Source organism: Aliiglaciecola sp. 2_MG-2023, from assembly GCF_030548145.1.
Lineage (GTDB): Bacteria > Pseudomonadota > Gammaproteobacteria > Enterobacterales > Alteromonadaceae > Aliiglaciecola > Aliiglaciecola lipolytica_A.
In genome coordinates this window covers 21,433-42,798 of record NZ_JAUORY010000019.1, presented here as the reverse complement: position 1 = coordinate 42,798, position 21,366 = coordinate 21,433, and the positions used below count along the sequence as shown (strand labels likewise).

At 40.7% G+C, this 21,366-nt stretch carries 17 protein-coding genes and 1 pseudogene; 10 read left to right on the top strand and 8 right to left on the bottom strand.

The features are described 5' to 3' along the window. Positions 1-33: 33 nt before the first annotated feature. Genes tal through xylB form a run of 3 tightly spaced genes read right to left on the bottom strand, consistent with a single transcriptional unit; the run spans position 34 to position 3,819 of the window. The gene (tal, locus tag Q4567_RS16745; protein ID WP_216050182.1) at positions 34-972 is read right to left on the bottom strand and encodes a transaldolase; all 939 of its coding nucleotides are present in this window, start codon (positions 970-972) and stop codon (positions 34-36) included. A gap of 39 nt (positions 973-1,011) precedes the next feature. Next, positions 1,012-2,331, bottom strand: coding sequence for a xylose isomerase (gene xylA, locus Q4567_RS16740; RefSeq protein WP_216050183.1), 1,320 nt, complete (start codon positions 2,329-2,331; stop codon positions 1,012-1,014). Positions 2,332-2,361: 30 nt separating this feature from the next. After that, positions 2,362-3,819, bottom strand: a complete 1,458-nt coding sequence (xylB, locus tag Q4567_RS16735; RefSeq protein WP_303501171.1) for a xylulokinase — start codon at positions 3,817-3,819, stop codon at positions 2,362-2,364. 164 nt (positions 3,820-3,983) lie between these two features. Here xylB and Q4567_RS16730 point away from each other — a divergent pair, with 164 nt between their 5' ends. Next, positions 3,984-4,940 (top strand): Gfo/Idh/MocA family protein, encoded by a 957-nt coding sequence (locus tag Q4567_RS16730; RefSeq protein ID WP_303501170.1) that lies wholly within the window; start codon positions 3,984-3,986, stop codon positions 4,938-4,940. A 29-nt stretch (positions 4,941-4,969) separates the two neighbouring features. Here the strand turns inward: Q4567_RS16730 and Q4567_RS16725 are convergent, their stop codons facing one another. Further along, on the bottom strand, positions 4,970-6,580 hold the full coding sequence (locus Q4567_RS16725) for a glycoside hydrolase family 43 protein (protein WP_303501168.1): 1,611 nt from the start codon (positions 6,578-6,580) through the stop codon (positions 4,970-4,972). Between the two features lie 209 nt (positions 6,581-6,789). Here Q4567_RS16725 and Q4567_RS16720 point away from each other — a divergent pair, with 209 nt between their 5' ends. The 8 genes and pseudogenes from Q4567_RS16720 to lysS all read left to right on the top strand — a co-directional run bounded on the left by Q4567_RS16720 (position 6,790) and on the right by lysS (position 15,750). Next, the gene (locus Q4567_RS16720) at positions 6,790-7,827 is read left to right on the top strand and encodes a LacI family DNA-binding transcriptional regulator (RefSeq protein WP_216050187.1); all 1,038 of its coding nucleotides are present in this window, start codon (positions 6,790-6,792) and stop codon (positions 7,825-7,827) included. Positions 7,828-7,958: 131 nt separating this feature from the next. Further along, positions 7,959-8,081: pseudogene (locus Q4567_RS16715) on the top strand (DNA polymerase III subunit epsilon); the annotation flags it as partial. 248 nt (positions 8,082-8,329) lie between these two features. Further along, complete coding sequence (locus tag Q4567_RS16710) at positions 8,330-8,797, top strand: mobile mystery protein A (protein WP_303501167.1); 468 nt, start codon at positions 8,330-8,332, stop codon at positions 8,795-8,797. Continuing rightward, complete coding sequence (locus Q4567_RS16705) at positions 8,794-9,399, top strand: mobile mystery protein B (protein ID WP_216050189.1); 606 nt, start codon at positions 8,794-8,796, stop codon at positions 9,397-9,399. The genes Q4567_RS16710 and Q4567_RS16705 overlap by 4 nt, the downstream gene beginning before the upstream one ends. A gap of 118 nt (positions 9,400-9,517) precedes the next feature. Further along, positions 9,518-11,104: a peptide chain release factor 3 gene (gene prfC / locus Q4567_RS16700; RefSeq protein WP_216050190.1), complete on the top strand. Its 1,587-nt coding sequence runs from the start codon at positions 9,518-9,520 to the stop codon at positions 11,102-11,104. Positions 11,105-11,138: 34 nt separating this feature from the next. Continuing rightward, complete coding sequence (argS, locus tag Q4567_RS16695; protein WP_303501166.1) at positions 11,139-12,875, top strand: arginine--tRNA ligase; 1,737 nt, start codon at positions 11,139-11,141, stop codon at positions 12,873-12,875. Positions 12,876-13,062: 187 nt separating this feature from the next. After that, a protein-coding gene (prfB, locus tag Q4567_RS16690; protein WP_216050192.1) for a peptide chain release factor 2 occupies positions 13,063-14,161 on the top strand; the annotation gives its coding sequence in 2 pieces (ribosomal slippage) (positions 13,063-13,137 and positions 13,139-14,161; 1,098 coding nt in all). A 44-nt stretch (positions 14,162-14,205) separates the two neighbouring features. Then, a complete protein-coding gene (lysS, locus tag Q4567_RS16685; RefSeq protein ID WP_216050193.1) occupies positions 14,206-15,750 on the top strand; it encodes a lysine--tRNA ligase in 1,545 nt (514 codons plus the stop codon). 33 nt (positions 15,751-15,783) lie between these two features. Here the strand turns inward: lysS and Q4567_RS16680 are convergent, their stop codons facing one another. From Q4567_RS16680 to Q4567_RS16665, 4 genes are read right to left on the bottom strand one after another with little or no spacing between them, the layout of a single operon-like run. Next, positions 15,784-16,668 carry a ketopantoate reductase family protein gene (locus tag Q4567_RS16680; RefSeq protein WP_303501165.1) on the bottom strand — a complete coding sequence of 295 codons (885 nt, stop codon included), beginning with the start codon at positions 16,666-16,668 and terminating at the stop codon, positions 15,784-15,786. Further along, complete coding sequence (locus Q4567_RS16675) at positions 16,668-17,036, bottom strand: VanZ family protein (protein ID WP_216050195.1); 369 nt, start codon at positions 17,034-17,036, stop codon at positions 16,668-16,670. Before Q4567_RS16675 ends, Q4567_RS16680 begins: the two co-directional genes overlap by 1 nt. Continuing rightward, positions 17,033-17,734 carry a TIGR01621 family pseudouridine synthase gene (locus tag Q4567_RS16670; protein WP_216050196.1) on the bottom strand — a complete coding sequence of 234 codons (702 nt, stop codon included), beginning with the start codon at positions 17,732-17,734 and terminating at the stop codon, positions 17,033-17,035. Before Q4567_RS16670 ends, Q4567_RS16675 begins: the two co-directional genes overlap by 4 nt. A gap of 21 nt (positions 17,735-17,755) precedes the next feature. Next, a complete protein-coding gene (locus tag Q4567_RS16665; RefSeq protein WP_216050197.1) occupies positions 17,756-18,316 on the bottom strand; it encodes an Hpt domain-containing protein in 561 nt (186 codons plus the stop codon). Positions 18,317-18,453: 137 nt separating this feature from the next. Here Q4567_RS16665 and Q4567_RS16660 point away from each other — a divergent pair, with 137 nt between their 5' ends. Continuing rightward, entirely contained in the window at positions 18,454-21,300 is a 2,847-nt protein-coding gene (locus Q4567_RS16660) for a pitrilysin family protein (RefSeq protein WP_303501198.1), read from the top strand. Positions 21,301-21,366 lie beyond the last annotated feature (66 nt).

Here is a 21,366-nt window from a genome sequence, read left to right as displayed (position 1 = left end):
AGCCTGCGCGTAATTGGGCAGGCTTATAGGGATTTAGTTTAGTAAGTCTTCAACCAACTTAGCTAAAATACGCTGGTCTTTAGCAAAGTTACGAATACCTTCACCGAGCTTTTCACTGGCCATAGCATCTTCGTTGTGCTGCCATAAAAACTGCTGATGGGTAAGCTCGGTTATTTCACTTCGCGGTGCTTTTGTAATGTTTGCAGCGTCAAGCTTAGTAACCAGTTCACCTTCTTGGCTTTGTAAACTATTTAACAGTGCTGGCGATATAGTCAGTAAATCGCAGCCAGCAAGTTCGATTATTTCTTCAATGTTTCTAAAGCTTGCGCCCATTACCACGGTTTTATAATCGTATTTTTTGTAGTACTGATAAATACCCGTAACCGATTGCACACCGGGATCTTCGTTTGGGGTGTAGTTTTTGTTTTCATGGGCTTTATACCAATCAAGAATACGACCAACAAACGGTGATATAAGCGTTACATTTGCTTGTGCACAGGCGATTGCCTGAGCCATAGAAAAAAGCAGCGTTAAGTTACACTTAATACCTTCTTTTTCTAGTTCCTCAGCGGCTTTAATACCTTCCCATGTTGAAGCAAGCTTAATAAGAACGCGGTCTTTTGAAATACCGGCATGCTCGTAAAGCGAAATGAGTTTACGCCCTTTGGCTATACTAGCTTGGGTATCAAAGGATAAACGCGCATCTACTTCACTTGATATACGCCCTGGTATCACTTTTAATATTTCACAACCGAAATTAACAATTAGTTGGTCGCAAATTGCGTCAACGTCATTGCCAGCTTTTTTAATTGCATCATCAATTAAATGTTTATACTGAGGTAATTTTGCAGCTTGTAAAATTAATGATGGGTTAGTTGTGGCGTCAACTGGTTGTAAGGCTTTGATTGACTCTACATCACCACTGTCGGCAACGACTGTGGTTACTTTTTTGAGTTGTTCTAACAAATTCATAATGATGTACGCCTTGGCTTTAAAGCCAAGGCGATGTCCTTAAACGTAGCGGTTAACAATATTCTCAAGTAGTTCCTGACGACCAGAAACTTGCTTAGGATCGATATTTTTTTCGTGTACTAGCGCGGCAAGGCTATCTAGTGACTGTTCGCCTTTAAGAATGCTTTGACCTAGGTCGTCTTTCCAACCTGCGTAGCGTTTTTCAACAAAATCAATGAGTTCGCCACCTTCAAGCATAGCTGCTGCATTGAGTAATGCTTTAGCCATCGTATCCATACCGCCAATGTGACCAATAAATAAGTCATCGCGTTCACATGATTGACGACGTAGCTTAGTATCAAAGTTAAAGCCACCGGTCGTTAAACCACCTATTTTTAAAATTTCGTACATAACGAGCGTACATTCTGCTACATCATTAGGGAATTGGTCTGTATCCCAACCGTTTTGCATGTCGCCACGGTTAGCATCAATGCTACCCATAATGCCTTCGGCACATGCAACTGCAATTTCGTGGTGGAAACTATGACCTGCGAGTGTTGCATGGTTCGCTTCAATGTTTACTTTAATTTCGTCTTGTAATCCGTGCTTATATAAAAATCCTGCAACTGTTGCAGTATCGTAATCGTACTGATGCTTAGTTGGTTCTTGTGGTTTTGGTTCAATTAGTAATGTGCCTTTAAAACCAATTTTTTTCTTGTGCTCAACAACCATTTTTAAGAAGCGTGCGTACTGTTCGCTTTCTTGTGCAAGATCTGTATTTAGTAGCGTATCGTAACCTTCACGCCCCCCCCAAAGTACATAGTTTTCACCGCCTAAACGATGGGTAACTTCCATAGCATGTTTCACCTGCGCTGCTGCGTATGCATAAGTGTCTGGGTTTGGGTTAGTTGCTCCACCAGCACAAAAACGCTTGTTTGAGAATAAGTTAGCAGTACCCCAAAGTAGTTTTACACCGGTACGTTGCATTTCTTTTTCAATAATGTTTGCTATGTGCGTTACGTTATCGTGGCTTTCTTGCAATGTTGCACCTTCAGGGGCAATATCAACATCATGAAAACAAAAGTAAGGTACGCCTAGTTTTTCATAAAATTCAAAGGCTACTTTTACTTTTTGTTCTGCAAGTTCAAGTTGATTGCCCACAGGTTGGATCCAAGGACGATCGAACGTACCTTCACCAAAAATATCAAATCCCGTAGAACAAAAGTTATGCCAGTAACAGGCTGCAAAACGTAAATGTTCTTTCATTGTTTTGCCAAGAACGACTTTGTTTTCGTCGTAATAACGAAATGCAAATGGGTTTTTAGAGTTTTCACCCTCAAATTTTATTTTTTCAACGTTAGTAAAAAATTGCTCGCTCATAATGTGCTCCATTAATCTTAAATTATTGTATTAAAAATATGCTTTTACACTTTGATAAAGTGCTTTGTATGTTTTGTATTGCTGTGTGTAAAAATCTTGCATAACTGTATCTGGCTCGATGGTTTTCGTTACTTTTCCATTCACACATACTTGTTGTGCAGGGATTTGTTCTACCCCTATTCGAGCAAGTCTCGCAGCGCCAAATGCTGGGCCAACTTCTGAGCTTTCTCGGTAAATTAGCGGACGGTTTAGTACGCTTGCGATGATTTTTCCCCATAGAGGGCTCTTCGCACCACCTCCGATGACAGTGACATCATCAATTTGTGCGCCAGCATCAAGCAGTACTTGCTGGCCATCGGCAAAGGCAAAAGCGACGCCTTCTAAAACTGCACGGCCAAGGACGGCGGCATCGGTATCACTGTCTAAACCAAAAAACACGCCTTTAGCTTCAGGGTTATTATGGGGGGTACGCTCGCCTGCTAAATATGGTAAAAATATCACTGAACTTGGTTTGCTAAAGTCACATTTGCTAACTTGTTCAAGCAGTGCGCTTTCGCTTTCAAAATTGGTTAATTTAGTTACCCAGGTTAAACAGCTTGCTGCGCTTAACACCACTGACATTTGGTGCCAAGTGTTTGCAATGCAATGGCAAAAAGTATGTACTGCGCCCTCTGGGTTAGGCAGATATTTTTCGTTGGCGACAAAGTAAACGCCCGAAGTACCTAATGATAGAAATGCTTTATTTGGCGTAATAACACCTACACCCGCCGCACCCGCAGCATTATCGCCACCACCGGCAATCACAGGCACTTGTTGCATGCCCCATTTAGCCGCAACGTCAGCTGTTAACGTGCCGGTAATTTCTGTGCCTTCAAAAAGAGTAGGCATGTGTTGTTCGGTTAAGTCGGTTGCAGTAAGCATTTTTTCTGACCATGCTCTTTTTTCAACATCTAGCCACAGTGTTCCTGCAGAGTCAGACATATCTGATGCAAAATCGCCAGTCATTAAAAAGCGTAGATAGTCTTTTGGCAGTAATACTTTAGCGACTTTTGCAAAGTTTTCAGGCTCATACTCTTTTAACCACACCAATTTAGGCGCAGTAAAACCTGGCATTGCAATGTTGCCAGTAATGCTTCGAGAGTTGGGTTCGCGTTTTTCAAGTTCTAAGCATTGTGATGCACTGCGTCCGTCGTTCCATAGAATGGCAGGGCGGATAACTTTATTGTCTTTATCAAGTAACGTAGCGCCATGCATTTGACCAGAAAGCCCAATCGCTTTTACGGATTGTAGTAGTGCAGAGTGAGTATTTTTGAGCTCCTCAATAGCGGTGCATGTAGCAAGCCACCAATCCGCAGGATTTTGCTCAGAAAATAGTGGTGCAGGGCGTGAAACGCTCAAAGATCCGCTCGCTTGAGCAAGTAAACGGTCTTGCTCGTCTAAAATAATTACTTTTACACCCGAAGTGCCTAAATCGATACCAAGGAACATAAATTGTTATACTCAAATGTTGTTGTATTGTTAGCGCTAACATTAATGATTTGGTATTGTTAAGTCAAGCTGGTTTTTTAAACTGGCGATAACAATTTATTTTCAATGGTTGTGTGATTATTAAGGTTAACTTAAATTTCTTTTTAAGATCATAAGGAAACAGTATGAAAAAAATAAACTGGGGTATTATTGGCTGCGGTCGAATTGCTTCACAATTTTGTGAAGACTTAGCACATACCAACAGCGGAGTTGCGTATGCCGTTGCCGCAAGAAGTGGGAATGATGCAAATGCATTTGCTAGTAAGTATGGGGCAACACATGCTTATGAAGGATATCAGACGTTATTTGACGATAAAGATGTTGATGTAGTTTACATTGCGACACCACATAACTTTCATTTCGAAAATGCCAGTGATGCCATTAAGGCAGGCAAACATGTATTGTGCGAGAAGCCCATTACGGTTTCGGTTGATGAGTGTAAGCAGCTGTCTATATTGGCTAAAAAGCACGACGTATTTTTAATGGAAGCCATGTGGACGTACTTTTTACCTGCAATGCAAAAAGCAAAACTATGGGTAGAGCAAGGGAGGATTGGCACGATTAAGCATGTAAAAGCTGACTTTGGTTACCCTGTCCCTTTTAATCCCGACGGGCGTGAATATAATCCTGAATTAGCTGGCGGGTGCTTACTTGATATGGGAATTTACCCGCTCGCGATTGCCAATTACTTTTTAAATAGCGACCTTGAAAATTTGCACGTAAGAGCGAATATTCGATACAAAGGCGTGGAAGATGATGTACTTATTACCGCCAATTGTGGTGATGTAATGGTGAGCTTAGCAACGTCATTTCAATGCCGGTTAGGAAATAGCGCGTATATTATTGGCGATAAAGGCTATATAAAAATACCCGATGCGTTTAGAGCTTACGAGTGCTCATTGTATGAGCTTGATGATTTAATTGAGCATTTTGAAGATGGCAGGCAGTCCCAAGGTTATAGCTTTGAAGCCCAAGAAGTTGGGCGCTTACTGAGTGAAAATAAACGAGAGAGTGATATTATGAGTCACTCTCAAAGTTTACTTTTACAATCGCAAATGGAACGCATTAAAGCGTTGTTCTAAATAAGTCATTAGACTGAACTGGCGGTGATTTATTCGCCGCTAGGTTCGTCATAATTGAAAAATGAAAAGTGTGCTTCTTTATTTTGCCCCGATAAATCTTGGCATGCCATTCCTACAAATGCCCCTGTAAAGCAGGGGCGATACCCTTGCGGTGATTGCTGTACGTAATCGTCAGATAAAATACTGCCATCGAGCGTAGGGCCAAATTTTATCCAGCAATTTTCCTCAATGGCATAGTAAAACTGCAGTTGCGCCCCATTAAAATCAGCTTTTAAATATATAGGTCCATCAGTGTTTAGTTTAAGCGGCGCAATCGGTGTGCTTGTTTGATATTTATCGCAGCTTATTATATTTAAATAACGCGGTGAGGTTTCATCGCCCACATCGCCGCCACAGATATGCAAATAGTAGTAATGTGCGGTGTTGTAATAACACGCCAACCCCGCCATTTGCTGAAAACTTGTCGGCATAAAATCAACATGCGTTGTGCTAATTGTATGATGAGCCTGCACACGTCGAGCAATAAAACTTTGCTGGTGTAATGAGCTTAGAGATTCTTTTCCCACTAGAGTGAGCGATGATTTTTGGGCATTTTTATATACCCAACTCTTGCACATGGGTATGCGCAATGATTGAAAATCAACAGTAAGCTCATTTTTGCTAAAATCAATATGTCTACTAGGTTGAGGCTGTGGATTTAGTGTTAAGCCTTCAACAGGTACCTGCAACCTAGGGGCTTTGTTTGCGTGTTTTGCGGTGGGCCAACCATCGTCATTCCAAATTATTTGCTCAATCCCTGTTTCACGACCTGTAATACAGCGACCGCGCTCAGACAGCGGTCTTGAGGTTAAAAATACCGTGTACCAATCACCGTTCTGTGTTTGAAAAAAGTCGCCATGGCCACATTTTTGTAGCGGATTACTAGGCTCATTAACTGCTGTGATAACTGGGTTATGCGGATGTACGTCGTATGGGCCAAATACGTTTTTAGAACGCGCCACGCTAATACAGTGCTCGTACCCGGTGCCGCCTTCAGCAGTGATCAAATAGTAGTAATCATCGCGTTTTAAAATGTGCGGACCTTCGGTACAGCCAAGCTCTGTGCCGGCAAAAATGAGCTTAACGTCGCCAACTAATTTATTCGTTTCTAAACAAAGCTCTTGCATAACTATACCACCAAAAAATGCGTTGCTGCGGTGATCAACCAGCATGTTTAATAAATAGCTTTTGCCGTCATCATCATGAAAAATAGATGGATCAAAACCACTTGAGTTTAAGTGAGTAGCCTGAGACCATTTGCCGGTTATATCGTCGGTTGATACAAAGTAATTAGGGGTGTCTTTCCACGGACCATCAAAACTTTTTACATTGGTATACACTAAATAAAATCGGCCATTAGTATAGCTAAGTTGTGGTGCCCACACGCCGCATGAGTCGGGTACTCCGCGCATGTCGAGTTGCTCAATCGAATTAAGCGCTTGGCCTATAATTCGCCAATTTACTAAATCGGTAGAGTGATGAATTTGCACACCACCAAACCATTCAAATGTTGAGGTAGCAATGTAATAGTCGTCATTAACTCTGACAATGTTGGGATCTGGGTTAAAGCCTCTTAGTATTGGGTTTTGCAACATGCTCATGGTATCGACCTTTTAAGTTTTTATTTATTAAGTCTCAATAGTATTATTTTATTGTTAGCGCTAACATTTTCGGTGTAGTATTGGACTTTGTCAATAAGTAATCATTTCAAGAATGCTGTAAACAGGTTCAAGCTTTGCAATTAGGTATAATGGAAAATTAAGAAAGTTAAATATAACAATCAAATGATTGTGAATAGGTAATAGTAAACATGGCTGATCATAAAAGAGCAAGAATTCAAGATGTAGCCGAGCAGGCTGGTGTATCAATGATGACAGTTTCGCGCGTGCTCAATCAAGACAAAAAAGTAAGCGTTAAAACCCGCGAAAAAGTAATGGCTGTTGTTGAGCAATTAAATTATCGGCCAAATGTGTCAGCAAGACGACTTGCAAGTACTAAATCTTTCTTTTTAGGGCTTTTATACGACAACCCAAGTGATACTTATATTAGCCAATTTTTGTTAGCAGCATTAAAAAAATGCCGAACTTTAGGTTATCACCTTGTGGTTGACGAAGCCCATGCTGAGATTAATAAAACCATTGAGTCGGTCAAGCAACTTATTGATGTAACTCAAGTTGATGGCATGATTTTACTGCCACCTATGTGCGATAATGAAGCGGTTTTAGATGTACTCACAAAAGCAAAGGTTCCGTTTATAAGAATAACCCCGGATACTAAATTAAATCGTTCTCCTTATATATGCATGGATGATTATCAAGCTGCATTTGATGTGACAGAACACTTAATAAATCAAGGACATAGCAAAATAGCACACATTATTGGCGACGCTAAACAAGGTGTGAGCCGTTTACGTTATCAAGGTTATTTAGATGCGCTGCGCTCTAACCAAATAATTACGCCACCAGAATATATAGAACAGGGCAGTTTTACCTATCAATCGGGTATGGAAGCAGCGGTGAAGTTACTTTCACTAGACGATAAGCCTACCGCTATTTTTGCAGCGAATGATGATATGGCAGCAGCTGTTATTTCAATTGCACAAAAGCAAGGTATTAATATTCCTGATGAACTTTCGGTCGTTGGTTTTGATGATACACAACTTGCAACCGTTGTATGGCCAAATATCTCTACAGTAAAACAGCCCATTAACGAAATGGCTGAGCTGTCTATTACTCTGCTCGCATCTGGGCAGTATAACGACTTAAGTAATGTAAAAAGCTTAGATTTAAGACATATTTTAGATTTTGAACTAATAGAAAGAGAATCCAGCTCAATAAACAACAATTGAAAGAGAAATATGTGCAAAGTTTTGAGCTGCAAAATCTATATAAAATAACAACAACACACAATATGGATACTTATAAACGACAAAGACAATGTGCTGTTATTAGTGTGTTTTTTTGTCGTAACCATTAGTAGCGCGAAATCAGCGAAGACGAGTTACCTCAGGAGCAAACTTACCTAGATGATTTGTACCATCGTGGCTCAGAACATGCCCACTATGACTACAAAGATGCCCGCAATCGATTTAAAGCGCTTTAGCTTTTTATAAGGTAGGCCTTGCATATTTGAAAACCACAGAGCGGTTTTGGTTTTTACGGCAAAATCCGCCGTAAAAACAACGGAATTTAAAAAAATTGTCAATGAATATGTTTACTATTGTGGATTTGTGGTAAATATATATGTATACAAATTGGTGGTCGAAGTATACATTTAAGTTGACTTTGGTGGGTGGCTGGTATATAAATATGTTGACTGAAATATCGTCATCGTAAACATAAAGGTCGACAATGAGTATAGAGAAGATAGTTGCTAAGCAATATCGAGATAAAGTTAACCAAGCTGTAAAACAGTTTGGTGACTTCTCTATACATCCACAAGAAGGATGGCTAAGAACCGTTAGAACGGCACTAGGCATGTCAGGTACTCAATTGGCAAAGCGGCTTGGTGTTACCAAGGCTAGAGTGTCAAAAGCAGAACATGACGAACCTTTAGGTAGTGTAACATTGAAGACAATGCAAAGCATGGCAGAGGCTATGGATTGTAAGTTTGTATATGCGGTCGTGCCAAATGAAGATGTAGAGGCAATCATCCAGCAACGGGCAAAGAGGAAAGCTCGGTTGCAGGTAAAAGCAGCCTCTACACATATGGCGCTGGAAGCACAGTCACTGAACAAAGAACAACTTGAATTCGAGATTGAACGAATTGCAGCACAAATCATTGATAAGATGCCGTCAGATTTTTGGAATGATGAATGAGCGATGATCATTCCAAATTTGGGGAATACCCAGAAGGCGCGACGCCTCTAGATCCAGATGAGCTTGCAGGCCTTCGTTTTAAGCATGTTTCGACCAGAGGTGAGCTTGACCAACTGGAACAAGCCGGTATCACAGACGGTATCAAATGGTTGGCCAAGCAGAAAAAGCCTGATGTATTATCGGAAGCTTTTGTTTGTGAACTACACAGAAAGTTATTTGATAGCGTTTGGTTTTGGGCGGGTACGTTCCGCCGTGTTGAAAAAAATATTGGTGTTGACCCGATTCAGGTGGCCGTTCAGTTAAGACAATTATTGGATGATGCAAAATATTGGATCGAACATGGATCCTATGAGCCCAAAGAACTGGCCGCAAGGTTTCATCATAAATTGGTCTATATCCATCCGTTCCCTAATGGTAACGGTCGTCATGCCCGAATCATGGCTGATGCGATATTAACTAAACTATTAAATGAGCCTGCCATTGATTGGGCGGGTAATTACAGGCTGGAAGCCATGAATGAACGCCGCAATGAATATATTGCAGCGCTTCGAGCCGCCGATGGGCATGAGTTCAGTCCATTACTTAAGTTTGTCGGCGCTTGAAAAAATGCTGGATCTTGATAAATAACTATCAACCTCCAGATCACAAGCCACCTTCTAGCAAGATATTGAGGGGGGAATAACGTGTGTAAATTTAGGTGTATATAAGGGTTTTTTGGGTATGAGTGGTAGCAATTTTATCAATGAAATCAATAAGCGAAGAACTTTCGCTATCATCTCGCACCCGGATGCGGGTAAAACCACTATCACTGAAAAAGTGCTTTTGTTTGGAAATGCTTTGCAAAAAGCAGGGACCGTCAAAGGCAAAAAATCCGGTCAGCACGCTAAGTCTGATTGGATGGAAATGGAAAAAGAGCGGGGTATCTCCGTTACTACTTCAGTGATGCAATTTCCGTATAAAGAGCATTTGGTAAATTTGTTGGATACGCCTGGGCACGAAGACTTCTCAGAAGATACTTACCGAACTCTGACGGCTGTAGATTCTTGCTTGATGGTTATAGATGCAGCCAAAGGTGTTGAAGCAAGAACTATCAAACTTATGGAGGTAACGCGTTTACGTGATACCCCAATCATTACGTTTGTAAATAAGTTGGATAGGGATACACGCGATCCTATCGACCTGTTAGACGAAATCGAAGATGTAATGAAAATTAAATGCGCACCTATTACTTGGCCAATAGGCATGGGCAAAGAATTCAAAGGTGTCTACCACTTGCTTAGAGATGAAACCATTCTTTACCAAACGGGAATGGGTCACACTATCCAAGAAGAACGGATTATCAAAGGTATTGATAATCCCTTGTTAGACGAAGCCATTGGTAGTTATGCAGAAGAACTACGTGAAATGTTGGATTTAGTAAAAGGCGCTTCACATGAATTTGATATGCAAGAGTTTTTAGATGGCGAACTGACACCGGTTTATTTTGGTACAGCTCTAGGTAATTTTGGTGTTGATCATATGTTGGATGGGTTGGTTGAATGGGCGCCAAAACCCCAGGGCAGGGAGTCTAATAATGGACTTGTACCCTCTGAGCAAAATAAATTCAGTGGTTTTGTGTTTAAAATTCAAGCCAATATGGATCCTAAACATCGAGATCGTATTGCATTTTGCCGAATCGTGTCTGGTAAATACGAAAAAGGCATGAAAATGCACCAAACCCGGATCGGCAAAGATGTACGTATATCTGATGCGCTTACATTCTTGGCCGGTGATCGCGCATTGCTAGAAGAAGCCTACGCTGGTGATATTATCGGGTTACATAATCACGGTTCGATTCAAATTGGTGATACTTTTACTTGGGGTGAAAAATTTCGGTTTGCGGGTATTCCTAATTTCGCACCAGAGTTATTTAAACGCATTCGCTTAAAAGATCCATTGAAGCAGAAACAGCTACAAAAGGGCCTAATTCAATTATCCGAAGAGGGCGCTGTTCAGGTCTTTAGACCATTAGTGAACAATGATCTAATTGTAGGTGCTGTTGGGGTTTTGCAATTTGATGTGGTCGTGGCGCGTTTAAAAGCCGAATATAATGTAGACGCATTATATGAGCATGTAAATGTCAGTACAGCCCGTTGGGTTTACAGTAAAGATGCTAAAAAGCTGGATGAATTTAGGCGTAAAGCAGAAATCAATTTAGCCCTAGATGGTGGCGACAACCTGACATATATCGCTCCTACTATGGTGAATTTGAATTTGTCTCGCGAACGCTATCCTGAAATCGAATTTCATACTACTCGTGAACACTAATACTTATAAATTACTAAGAAATTAAGTTTAAATTATGAATTTACATACTGTCTTGTTAGACCGTTTTAAAGCCGCTTTAGTCGCCATAGGTGCTCCCGAAAACGCCCCTGCGCCTCTGGCAAAAAGCACGCGCCCAGAGTTCGGTGAATACCAATTCAATGGCGCTATGGCGTTGGCAAAGTTATTAAAACAGAAGCCTAGAGATATCGCAGCAAAAATTGTGGATGCCGTTGAGTTAGATGATATCGCTGAAAAATTGGAAATTGCCGGTCCGGGTTTTATCAATATTCATTTGAACCCGCAATGGTTAGCAACACAATTACAAACTGCGTTTAGCGATGAGCGTTTAGGGGTTGAAAAGCAAGAAGCGAAAACCGTAGTGGTTGACTATTCTTCTCCTAATCTCGCCAAAGAAATGCATGTCGGCCATCTTCGCAGCACAATCATAGGTGATGCTGTTGTAAAAGCCCTCGAATTTATGGGGCATAACGTTATTCGTCAGAATCATATGGGGGACTGGGGTACACAGTTTGGCATGTTGTTAGCCCATTTGAGTGATAAAATTGCCGCTAACCAAGTAGCGGAAACCGCTTTATCTGACTTAGAAGATTTCTATCGTGAAGCTAAAGTTAGATTTGACGAAGAGCAAGGCTTTGCCGATCGCGCTAGACAATACGTAGTGAAACTGCAAGGTGGCGACGCTCACTGTTTGTCGTTGTGGCAAGATTTTATCGATATCTCAATTAAGCATAGCGAAGAAGTGTACAACAAGTTGAATGTTTCCCTTACTCGCAAAGATATTATGGGTGAGAGCGCTTATAACGATGATTTAAAGCCTACCGTTGACGAACTAAAACAAAAAGGCATCGCTGTAGAAGACCAAGGTGCGTTAGTTGTATTCATTCAAGAATTAGCCAATAAAGAAGGCGAGCCGGCAGTATACATAATCCAAAAGTCTGGTGGTGGGTATTTGTATTCAACTACCGATCAGGCTGCAATTCGCTACCGCTGTCAAAAGCTCCATGCAGATAGAACCTTAATCTTTACTGATGCACGTCAAGCTTTACATTTTAAACAGACTGAAATTGTGGCACGAAAAGCAGGCTTTATTTCGGCACAACAAACCTATGAACATTGTCCATTTGGCATGATGTTAGGCCAAGACGGTAAACCGTTTAAAACGCGCAGTGGCAGTACCGTAAAACTAGCTGATTTGCTAGATGAAGCTGTAGAGCGTGCTGAGAAATTGATGGCGGCCAGAAAATCTGATTTCAGTGAGCAAGAACGTCAACAAATTGCTGAAAAAATTGGTATTAGCGCAGTTAAATACGCAGACTTGAGTAAAAATAGAACCACTGATTATATTTTTAATTGGGACTCAATGTTAAGTTTCGAAGGCAACACTGCGCCCTACATTCAATATGCTTACACCCGAGCCAATAAAATATTTAAAGATGGAGCCGGCGACACCAGCAATTTTGTGGCTAATTTTGATTTACAAAGTCCACAAGAGCGCACTCTAGCTGTTAAATTATTGCAATATGTTGAAGCGCTGAACTTGCTTACTAGTGAAGCAACGCCACACGTTTTATGTAGCTACTTGTACGATTTGGCCAGCAACTTTATGACTTTCTACGAAGCTTGCCCGATATTTAAAGATGGGGTAACTGAAGAGCAAAAAAATAGTCGCATTGCGCTCTCTGCTTTAACGGCAAAAACCATTAAGTCTGGTCTGGATTTGCTGGGTATTAGTACATTAGAGAAGATGTAGCTAAAAGTTATATCCGGTTGCTAAAACTGCGGTATACATTCAGCTTCTAGCTTAAAATACAGGAATTGTTTTAAGATTAGCTAAAGGCAGTGTGATTAATACTGCCTTTATGCTGTTTGCTATCTGTCCAAACGCCGCTAAATCCGGTAGAATCCACGCCCTAATTTAAAATACTCATATAAGATTTATGTTTGAAATCAATCCTATACAAAATTTGCTAGCAGACGTTAGAGAACGTAATGCTTTGCTTCGGGGGTATCTTTGACTTCGATCTTAAGAAAGAACGCTTAGAAGAAGTTAGCCGCGAACTAGAAAGTCCTGATGTTTGGAATGAACCTGCGCGTGCGCAAGCATTAGGTAAAGAGAAAGTTGCTTTAGAACAAGTTGTTGAAACTATTGAAAAACTTGATCAAGGAACGGAAGATGTGGAAGGCTTACTTGAATTAGCTGTTGAAGCAGAAGATCAGGAAACCTTCGATGAAGCTCAAGCTGAACTAGATCAGCTTGTTGAGAAACTTGAATTACTAGAGTTTCGCCGCATGTTCTCAGGACCGAACGATAGCAATGATTGTTATCTTGATATTCAATCGGGATCTGGTGGGACCGAAGCCCAAGATTGGGCCAATATGATTCTGCGCATGTATTTGCGTTGGGGAGAAGCCCACGGTTTTAAACCAGAGTTAATTGAAGTCTCCGATGGCGATGTGGCAGGCATCAAAAGTGCCACTATTCGATTCGCTGGTGAATATGCATTTGGTTGGTTACGCACTGAAACAGGTGTACACCGCTTAGTAAGAAAATCGCCATTTGACTCGGGTAACCGTCGACATACGTCGTTTGCATCCGCGTTTGTTTATCCTGAAATCAATGATGATATAGAAATTGATATCAACCCTGCTGATTTGCGGATAGATACTTATCGTGCATCAGGTGCGGGGGGACAACACGTTAACCGTACAGATTCAGCGGTGCGAATTACTCATTTACCCACTAATATAGTGGTGCAATGTCAGAATGACCGTTCACAACATAAAAATAAAGATCAGGCGTTTAAACAACTGAAGGCGAAACTTCACGAATACGAAATGCAAAAACAGAATGATGAGAAGCAAGCCATGGAAGACAGTAAGTCAGATATTGGTTGGGGTAGTCAAATTCGTTCTTATGTTTTAGATGATTCGCGAATTAAAGATTTACGTACAGGTGTTGAAACCAGAAATACCCAAGCCGTGTTAGACGGTGACTTAGATAAATTTATTCAGGCCAGCTTAAAGTCTGGTCTTTAACAAACATAGTCTTTTTAAAGATATAAACACTTTCAGGAAAGTCGATGACTGACATTCAGCAAGATGAAAACAAATTGATTGCGGAACGCCGCAGTAAACTAGAACAAATTCGGAGCGAATGCAGCTCTAATGGTTTTCCAAATTCATTTAGACGTGAATTTTATAGCCAAGATTTACAGAACGAGTTTGGAGAGCACGAAAAAGAAGCCCTTGCTGACTTGGGTAAAGTGGTTAGTATCGCTGGACGTATACTCGCCAAACGTGGTCCATTTTTATTATTACAAGACATGAAAGGGCGTATTCAATCTTACGCTGCCAAAGATACCCAAAAAGATATTAAAGCCCGATACGGTAGCTTGGATATTGGTGACATTATTGGTGTAAAAGGCGTCTTACATAAATCTGGTAAAGGCGACTTGTATGTCAATATGGATGAATATCAGTTGCTCACAAAGTCATTGCGTCCATTGCCTGAAAAGTTCCACGGCTTGGCTGATCAAGAAACCAAATATCGTCAGCGTTATGTTGATCTGATCACTAATACGCAAACTCGTGATACTTTCATGATCCGCAGTAAAATTGTTACTGGTATCCGTAATTTCTTAACTGAAAGAAATTACATGGAAGTCGAAACGCCAATGCTTCAAGTGATTCCTGGTGGGGCTACAGCGAAACCTTTTGTCACTCATCATAATGCGCTCGATATTGACATGTACCTACGTATTGCGCCTGAACTTTATTTGAAGCGTCTAGTGGTCGGTGGTTTTGAACGTGTGTTTGAAATTAACAGAAACTTCCGTAATGAAGGTTTATCGACACGTCACAATCCTGAATTCACCATGCTTGAGTTTTATCAGGCGTATGCCGATTATCATGATTTGATGAATTTGACCGAAGACATGTTGCGCACTCTGGCGCAGGATGTATTGGGTAGCACTATTATTAAAAGTACTGAAAAAGACGTTGAAGGCAACGTTATTAGTGAGATCGAATATGACTTCGGTCAACCTTTCGAACGCCTGACTATGAATGACGCTGTCTTAAAATATTGGCCTGAAGCCAATGAAGCGGCAATTAAAGATCCAGAAAATCATTTGGATGAACTAAAAGCCATGGCGAAACAGCTGAATATCAAAGAACCTGAAGTGGATGGTATTTGGGGAGCGGGTAAGTACTTGTGTGAAATCTTTGAAGCAACCGCAGAAGAGAAATTAATCCAACCTACTTTTATCACCGCCTATCCATGGGAAGTTTCACCTTTGGCTCGCCGTAACGATGAAAATCACTTTGTTACCGATAGATTTGAGTTTTTTGTAGGTGGACGTGAGTTAGCCAATGGGTTCTCGGAATTGAATGATTCTGAAGATCAAGCTGCACGATTTAAAAAGCAAGTAGAAGAAAAAGATGCTGGGGATGATGAAGCCATGCATTTTGATGAAGATTACATTACGGCACTTGAGTATGGTCTTCCACCTACTGCTGGCGAAGGGATTGGTATCGATCGCTTGGTCATGTTATTCACTGATAGTCCAACTATTAAAGACGTTATTTTATTCCCGCATATGAAGCCTCAGGCTCCACAGGAATAAGTTTAAAGTATGGATCAGATAGAGACTTATTATTTAAAGGTAATAAGTCTCTATTTTTTTGACCTGCTCAAACAACTCGTTGTTGAATGGCACTGGTATCGATAATTGTTTTCCTTGGCTAACCACATAGCCACTAATATTTTCAATTTCTGTTTTGCGTTTATACTGCACATCTTGATGCATTGAAGAATAATTGCCTGCTGTTTTTTCAATAATTGCCATACAATTAGCGAACAATTCCTGCTGTGTTACCGCTAAATTTACAGCATTCATGAGCGCCGAAATTTCCTTAGTGACACCCATAATTGTGCTGCGATATGGTTGTTTAGCTAATTCACCATTGGCAACGTTATGAATCGCGGTAAGTGGATTAATCACTGAGTTTACCGCTAATTTTCGCCACAAAATCTGTAAAATATCTTTATGCCAACTGCAGGGCGGCAATAGCTTTTCAAATACTTGTTGGTAACCCAAGTTATCGTCGCTGTTTCTTAACCATCCAGCTTGAGTTGCACCTATTCCTGTTACATTTAAGCCATCATACTGGCGTTTAAATGCTCCATAACTCGTGGTCGCAACTAAAATCGGATTGTTTGGTAACAACTCCAAAATCTGTGCATGATCCACCATCCCATTGTGCAACAAAACCAACGGGATCTCAGCGCTCAATTGCGACTTAAATTGCCCGATAGCTGGAATGATTTGATAGGCCTTGAGTGGCAAAATGAATAAGCCTTGCTCAATAGTATCACTGCTACGCTGATAAACTGGGCGCAGTATTTCTTGTTGATGTACAGTCTGGCAACGTATTTCTGATGGCGATTGATTGCGCACTACAATACGATAATCAAATTGCAAGTGGTGGCATTGCAAGGCCAATAAGTTACCTATTGCACCATTGCCTACTATAGTCAGCATTAAACCCCGCTCCGCCACGCTTGATAAATCCGAATGGCTATTTCGATAATTAGGCACGCTACAGAAATACCAATAATATCAGCATAGAGATCTTCCCAACTGCCGCTGCGGTAAGGTATCAAGTCTTGAATACACTCACTTGCTATTGCCAATATTGCTAGGAAAATTCCAATAAACCAATGATTAATACGCAAACATGCTGAGATTGAGCAGGTTAAAATGAGAAAAACGCAGGCGTGTTGTATTTTGTCGTACCGGGTATCAACGGGTATGTATTCGACTGGGATCACCATGGCAATGGAAAACGTGAGAAAAATCGACACAGCGATCAAAACGCCAATTGGATGTCGAATATAGCTGTTAATCATTTGTTCGACTTTTTAATGGTTAATTTAGGCCAAACTAAGTCCCATGGAGACAACAAAGCTACGGCTTTTTGATTGTCAGTTGGAATTGTAAAGTGTTGTCCTGAGACTGGCATGCAGCTTATCTGAATTTGTTGTCCACAATCCTCGAAGGCTAGTCCGTATGCGTGCAGGTAAGTACGCTCAGATTCGGTCCCAGCATAAGTATTATCACCGAGAATTGGACTGCTTAAGCTTTTTAACATGACTCTAATTTGATGGGTTTTACCGGTATGGGGTTTGATTACAAACAAACGTAGCCCATTACCTAGACCGGCACTAAAAAATTGTCCTGCGGCTGGTTGATGCAGCGATGTTTTTAAGGCCCACTTCCCATCACGTATTTTATGCATGTCGCCGATCACTGCCCCCTGTTTTTTCTTGGGCTTTTTGTCACTGATCGCTAAATAATATTTTTGAATTTTACGCTCAGCAAAATACTGACTTAATCGACTTGCTGCGCTGGCGTTTTTAGCTAATAGAAGCAAACCTGATGTGACTTTATCTAATCTGTGAACCAGCCACAATTTGTCTAACTGCAATTGTTTTTGAATGTACGGCAGAATACCTGATTGCAACTGTTCATTTTGAACAGCTACACCGTCAGGCTTATTTACAATGACAAAATCGTCATTTTCAAACACAATGGGAATTGTCTTCATCTATCTAATGCCGTGAGTAAATTAGCTGTTTTTATTTATTACGCTGAGGGCTTCTTCGTAATCTAAGTCACCAATCGCATTGTGCAATGCTTGTTTCTCCATTTCGGAAATCGCGCAGTCAGCGAGCAAGGAGTTTAGCTTATCAGGGGTAATGAATTCGTTATTTTCTAACATCTCAATTAATATACTTTGACTACTTTTGTCCGCTTGTTCTGCACCCGTATCCGCAGAGGCGTTTTCGTCGTTGGCTAAACTGTTAATTTTATTCACAGTGGCGTTGAGTTGATTAACAAAATTTTCTTCAAGTTCAGTAAAATCGTTTTGATTGATAACTGATGTTTCCAACTTTTTAGATGCAAAATGCAACGCGTTTAGACCCAAGTTACCGGATACCCCTTTTACCGTATGAATAACTTCCTTGTAGGCTTTGAGATCGTTTTTTTCTTTTAAAACAACTAACTCTTGCCCTAAGTTTTGATATTGATCGTTGAACTTCAACAGTAATTTAATCAGTAATGATTGATTGCCACTTAGCTGAGAAACAGCAAAATCTAAATCAATAATTTGTTCTTTTTTATTCATTTCATTCCCATCGTACACATTTTCTAACAACATATTACTTTATTTGTACCATCAAGGTAGACTTAATACACATAGTTAAACAAAAAATCACGAATAGCATATTAATATAAGGCAGTATTGTGAAGAGACTCGTTTTGATGTTGGGAAGTGTGACTTTACTTCTCGCTGGATGTTCCACTGATAATCAATCTAAACCGCAAGTATTTATCGATAATTTACCCGCTGGTGTACAACTAGTTGAACAACACTTAGCTAACCAAGATGGCGATGTTTCCATCCCTTTTAGTAAATATAAGTTAGATAATGGTCTCACCGTAGTGTTGCACGAAGACCATTCCGATCCATTGGTCCATGTTGACGTTACTTACCATGTTGGCTCTGCTAGAGAAGAGATTGGAAAATCCGGTTTCGCACACTTTTTTGAACACATGATGTTTCAAGGTTCTAAGAACGTGGCGGATGATGAACATTTTAAGATCATCACTGAAGCTGGCGGCAGTATGAATGGCTCAACCAATAGTGACAGAACTAACTATTATGAAACTGTGCCGGCCAATCAATTGGAAAAAGTGCTTTGGTTAGAATCTGACCGTATGGGGTTTTTACTCGATACTGTCACCCAAGAGAAGTTCGAAATCCAACGTGAAACTGTTAAAAATGAACGTGGACAAAGTTACGACAACCAACCTTACGGATTGAGAAGTGAGCGCAACAGTGAAACTTTATATCCCGTAGGCCACCCGTATTCTTGGTCTACCATTGGCTACGTCGAAGATCTTGACCGCGTAACCGTGGATGACTTAAAAGCATTTTTCAAACGCTGGTATGGACCAAATAATGCGGTGTTAACCATAGGCGGAGACATTGATACAAACAAAACCTTGGCCTGGGTTAAAAAATATTTTGGTAGCATACCTGCAGGACCAGCAGTAGAAGCGCCAGAGAAAGTGGCGGTGACACTGGAAAACGACCGTTACGTCACAATCGAAGACCAGGTCTATTTACCGCTTATTCAATTAACATTTCCAACCGTGTATGTCAGACACCCTGATGAAGCACCATTGGACGTGCTGTCTGATATTTTAGGTGGTGGTAAAACTTCACTGTTTTACAAAAACTTAGTGAAAGATAACCATGCTGTTCAAGCAATGGTTTCTCATCCTTGCAGAGAACTTTCCTGCGAATTTCAATTAATTGCCTTAGCTAACCCAGCTAAGTCCACAAAGCTATCTGATTTGCAAAAGCGCATTGAAGAGTCTTTGGTCGAGTTTGAATCACGCGGTGTCAGTGAAGATGATTTAGCTAGAACCAAAGCAAGCATCGAATCTTCGACCATTTTCGGTTTACAGAGTGTTTCAGGCAAAGTCTCTACGCTAGCAGCAAATGAGATCTTCGACGCTAAGCCAGATTTAGTTCAATATGATCTTGATCGATACAACAATGTCACTGCACAAGATGTTATGCGCGTTTATCGCCAGTACATTAAAGGTAAAGCCAAGGTTGTATTGAGTATTGTGCCCGTTGGACAAACTGAATTGGTCGCAAAACCACAGAATTTTGAGTTACCAGAACGTCAAATTACCACTACTACGGTCAACCAAAAAGTCACCGCTGAGGTGATAAATGATAATTTTGACCGCTCGATTATGCCCAAGGCTGGTCCAAACCCTACGGTGAAGGTGCCTGAGTATCAACGTACTCAATTTGCCAATGGGATTGAAATGTTGACCCACAGCACGGATGAAACACCCACAGTCACACTTTTATTGAGTTTAGAAGGCGGCCCATTGCTTGATCCAATAGAAAAAGCCGGATTAGCCAGCTTTACTGCTGAAATGATGAATGAATCCACCACCACAATGTCAAATGAACAAATGGCTAATGAGCTGGCATTGCTGGGTAGCCAGATTAGCTTCAGCGCAGGTGGGCGATATACACAAATTCGCGTTAATTCTTTAGTGCATAATTTAGATAAAACACTGGCACTATTAAAAGAAAAATTGTTTAAGCCTGCGTTTTTGCCTGAAGATTTTGAGCGTATCAAACAAAATTTAGCGCAACAGTTGCAGCAACAATTAAAAAATCCGTCAGTGTTGGCGGCGCGTGCCACTGATACTTTATTGTATGGGCAGGATAATCGTATTAGCTTACCTGACTCGGGTAATTTGACCACCTTAAGCAATATTGAACTTAACGATGTTAAGGCTTTCTATCAGCAATACTATTCGCCAGCAATGGCTAATTTGGTCATCGTGGGAGATATCGAACAACAGCAGATTGCCAACGATATTCAGTTTTTAATTGACTGGCAAGGAGCGCCTTATCAAATTCCTGAGTACCAGACATTTCCTAAGCACAATGAAGGTAAAATTTACCTCGTTGATAAACCTGATTCGGCGCAGTCTGTAGTGCGCGTTGTTGAACTTGCGTTACCTTATGACGCTAGCGGAAAACAGTTTAAAAGTAAGCTAATGAACTACCCATTAGGGGGCATGTTTAACAGTCGTATTAATCTAAATTTACGTGAAGATAAAGGTTACACCTATGGTGCTTCAAGTCGCTTTATTGGTGGCAAAACCTTAGGGCGTTTTCAAGCTTCAGCGGATGTGAAGCAAGAGAATACGGGTGACAGTATCGTGGAAATTCTCACAGAAATAGATACCTTTAGTAAAAGCGGTATGACCGAAGCTGAATTGTTGTCTATGCGCAGTGCATACACGCAAGCAGATGCGTTGAGCTACGAAACCCCATTTAGTAAAGCGAACTTTTTAAATCACTTATTAACTTATGACCTAGAGCGCGAGTATCGCGATAAACAAAGCGAAGTAATTGAGAATATCACATTGGCAGAGTTAAATAGCTTAGCGCGTTCTTTGCTTGATATTAACCGTATGCAAGTTATTGTAGTGGCTGATGCTAAAAAGGTTAAACCACAATTAACTAAATTAGGCCGTGAAATTGTTGAAATACACGTTTCTGAATAATATTTGTTATTATTTGTTTTAACTTTAAAATAGGGGGGAGGGAATATGTATTTAGTCGATATTTGG

Coding starts and splice junctions, on each gene's coding strand:
- tal (WP_216050182.1), bottom strand. CDS start 972: ATGAATTTGTTAGAACAACTCAAAAAAGTAACCACAGTCGTTGCCGAC.
- xylA (WP_216050183.1), bottom strand. CDS start 2,331: ATGAGCGAGCAATTTTTTACTAACGTTGAAAAAATAAAATTTGAGGGT.
- xylB (WP_303501171.1), bottom strand. CDS start 3,819: ATGTTCCTTGGTATCGATTTAGGCACTTCGGGTGTAAAAGTAATTATT.
- Q4567_RS16730 (WP_303501170.1), top strand. CDS start 3,984: ATGAAAAAAATAAACTGGGGTATTATTGGCTGCGGTCGAATTGCTTCA.
- Q4567_RS16725 (WP_303501168.1), bottom strand. CDS start 6,580: ATGAGCATGTTGCAAAACCCAATACTAAGAGGCTTTAACCCAGATCCC.
- Q4567_RS16720 (WP_216050187.1), top strand. CDS start 6,790: ATGGCTGATCATAAAAGAGCAAGAATTCAAGATGTAGCCGAGCAGGCT.
- Q4567_RS16710 (WP_303501167.1), top strand. CDS start 8,330: ATGAGTATAGAGAAGATAGTTGCTAAGCAATATCGAGATAAAGTTAAC.
- Q4567_RS16705 (WP_216050189.1), top strand. CDS start 8,794: ATGAGCGATGATCATTCCAAATTTGGGGAATACCCAGAAGGCGCGACG.
- prfC (WP_216050190.1), top strand. CDS start 9,518: ATGAGTGGTAGCAATTTTATCAATGAAATCAATAAGCGAAGAACTTTC.
- argS (WP_303501166.1), top strand. CDS start 11,139: ATGAATTTACATACTGTCTTGTTAGACCGTTTTAAAGCCGCTTTAGTC.
- lysS (WP_216050193.1), top strand. CDS start 14,206: ATGACTGACATTCAGCAAGATGAAAACAAATTGATTGCGGAACGCCGC.
- Q4567_RS16680 (WP_303501165.1), bottom strand. CDS start 16,668: ATGCTGACTATAGTAGGCAATGGTGCAATAGGTAACTTATTGGCCTTG.
- Q4567_RS16675 (WP_216050195.1), bottom strand. CDS start 17,036: ATGATTAACAGCTATATTCGACATCCAATTGGCGTTTTGATCGCTGTG.
- Q4567_RS16670 (WP_216050196.1), bottom strand. CDS start 17,734: ATGAAGACAATTCCCATTGTGTTTGAAAATGACGATTTTGTCATTGTA.
- Q4567_RS16665 (WP_216050197.1), bottom strand. CDS start 18,316: ATGAATAAAAAAGAACAAATTATTGATTTAGATTTTGCTGTTTCTCAG.
- Q4567_RS16660 (WP_303501198.1), top strand. CDS start 18,454: ATGTTGGGAAGTGTGACTTTACTTCTCGCTGGATGTTCCACTGATAAT.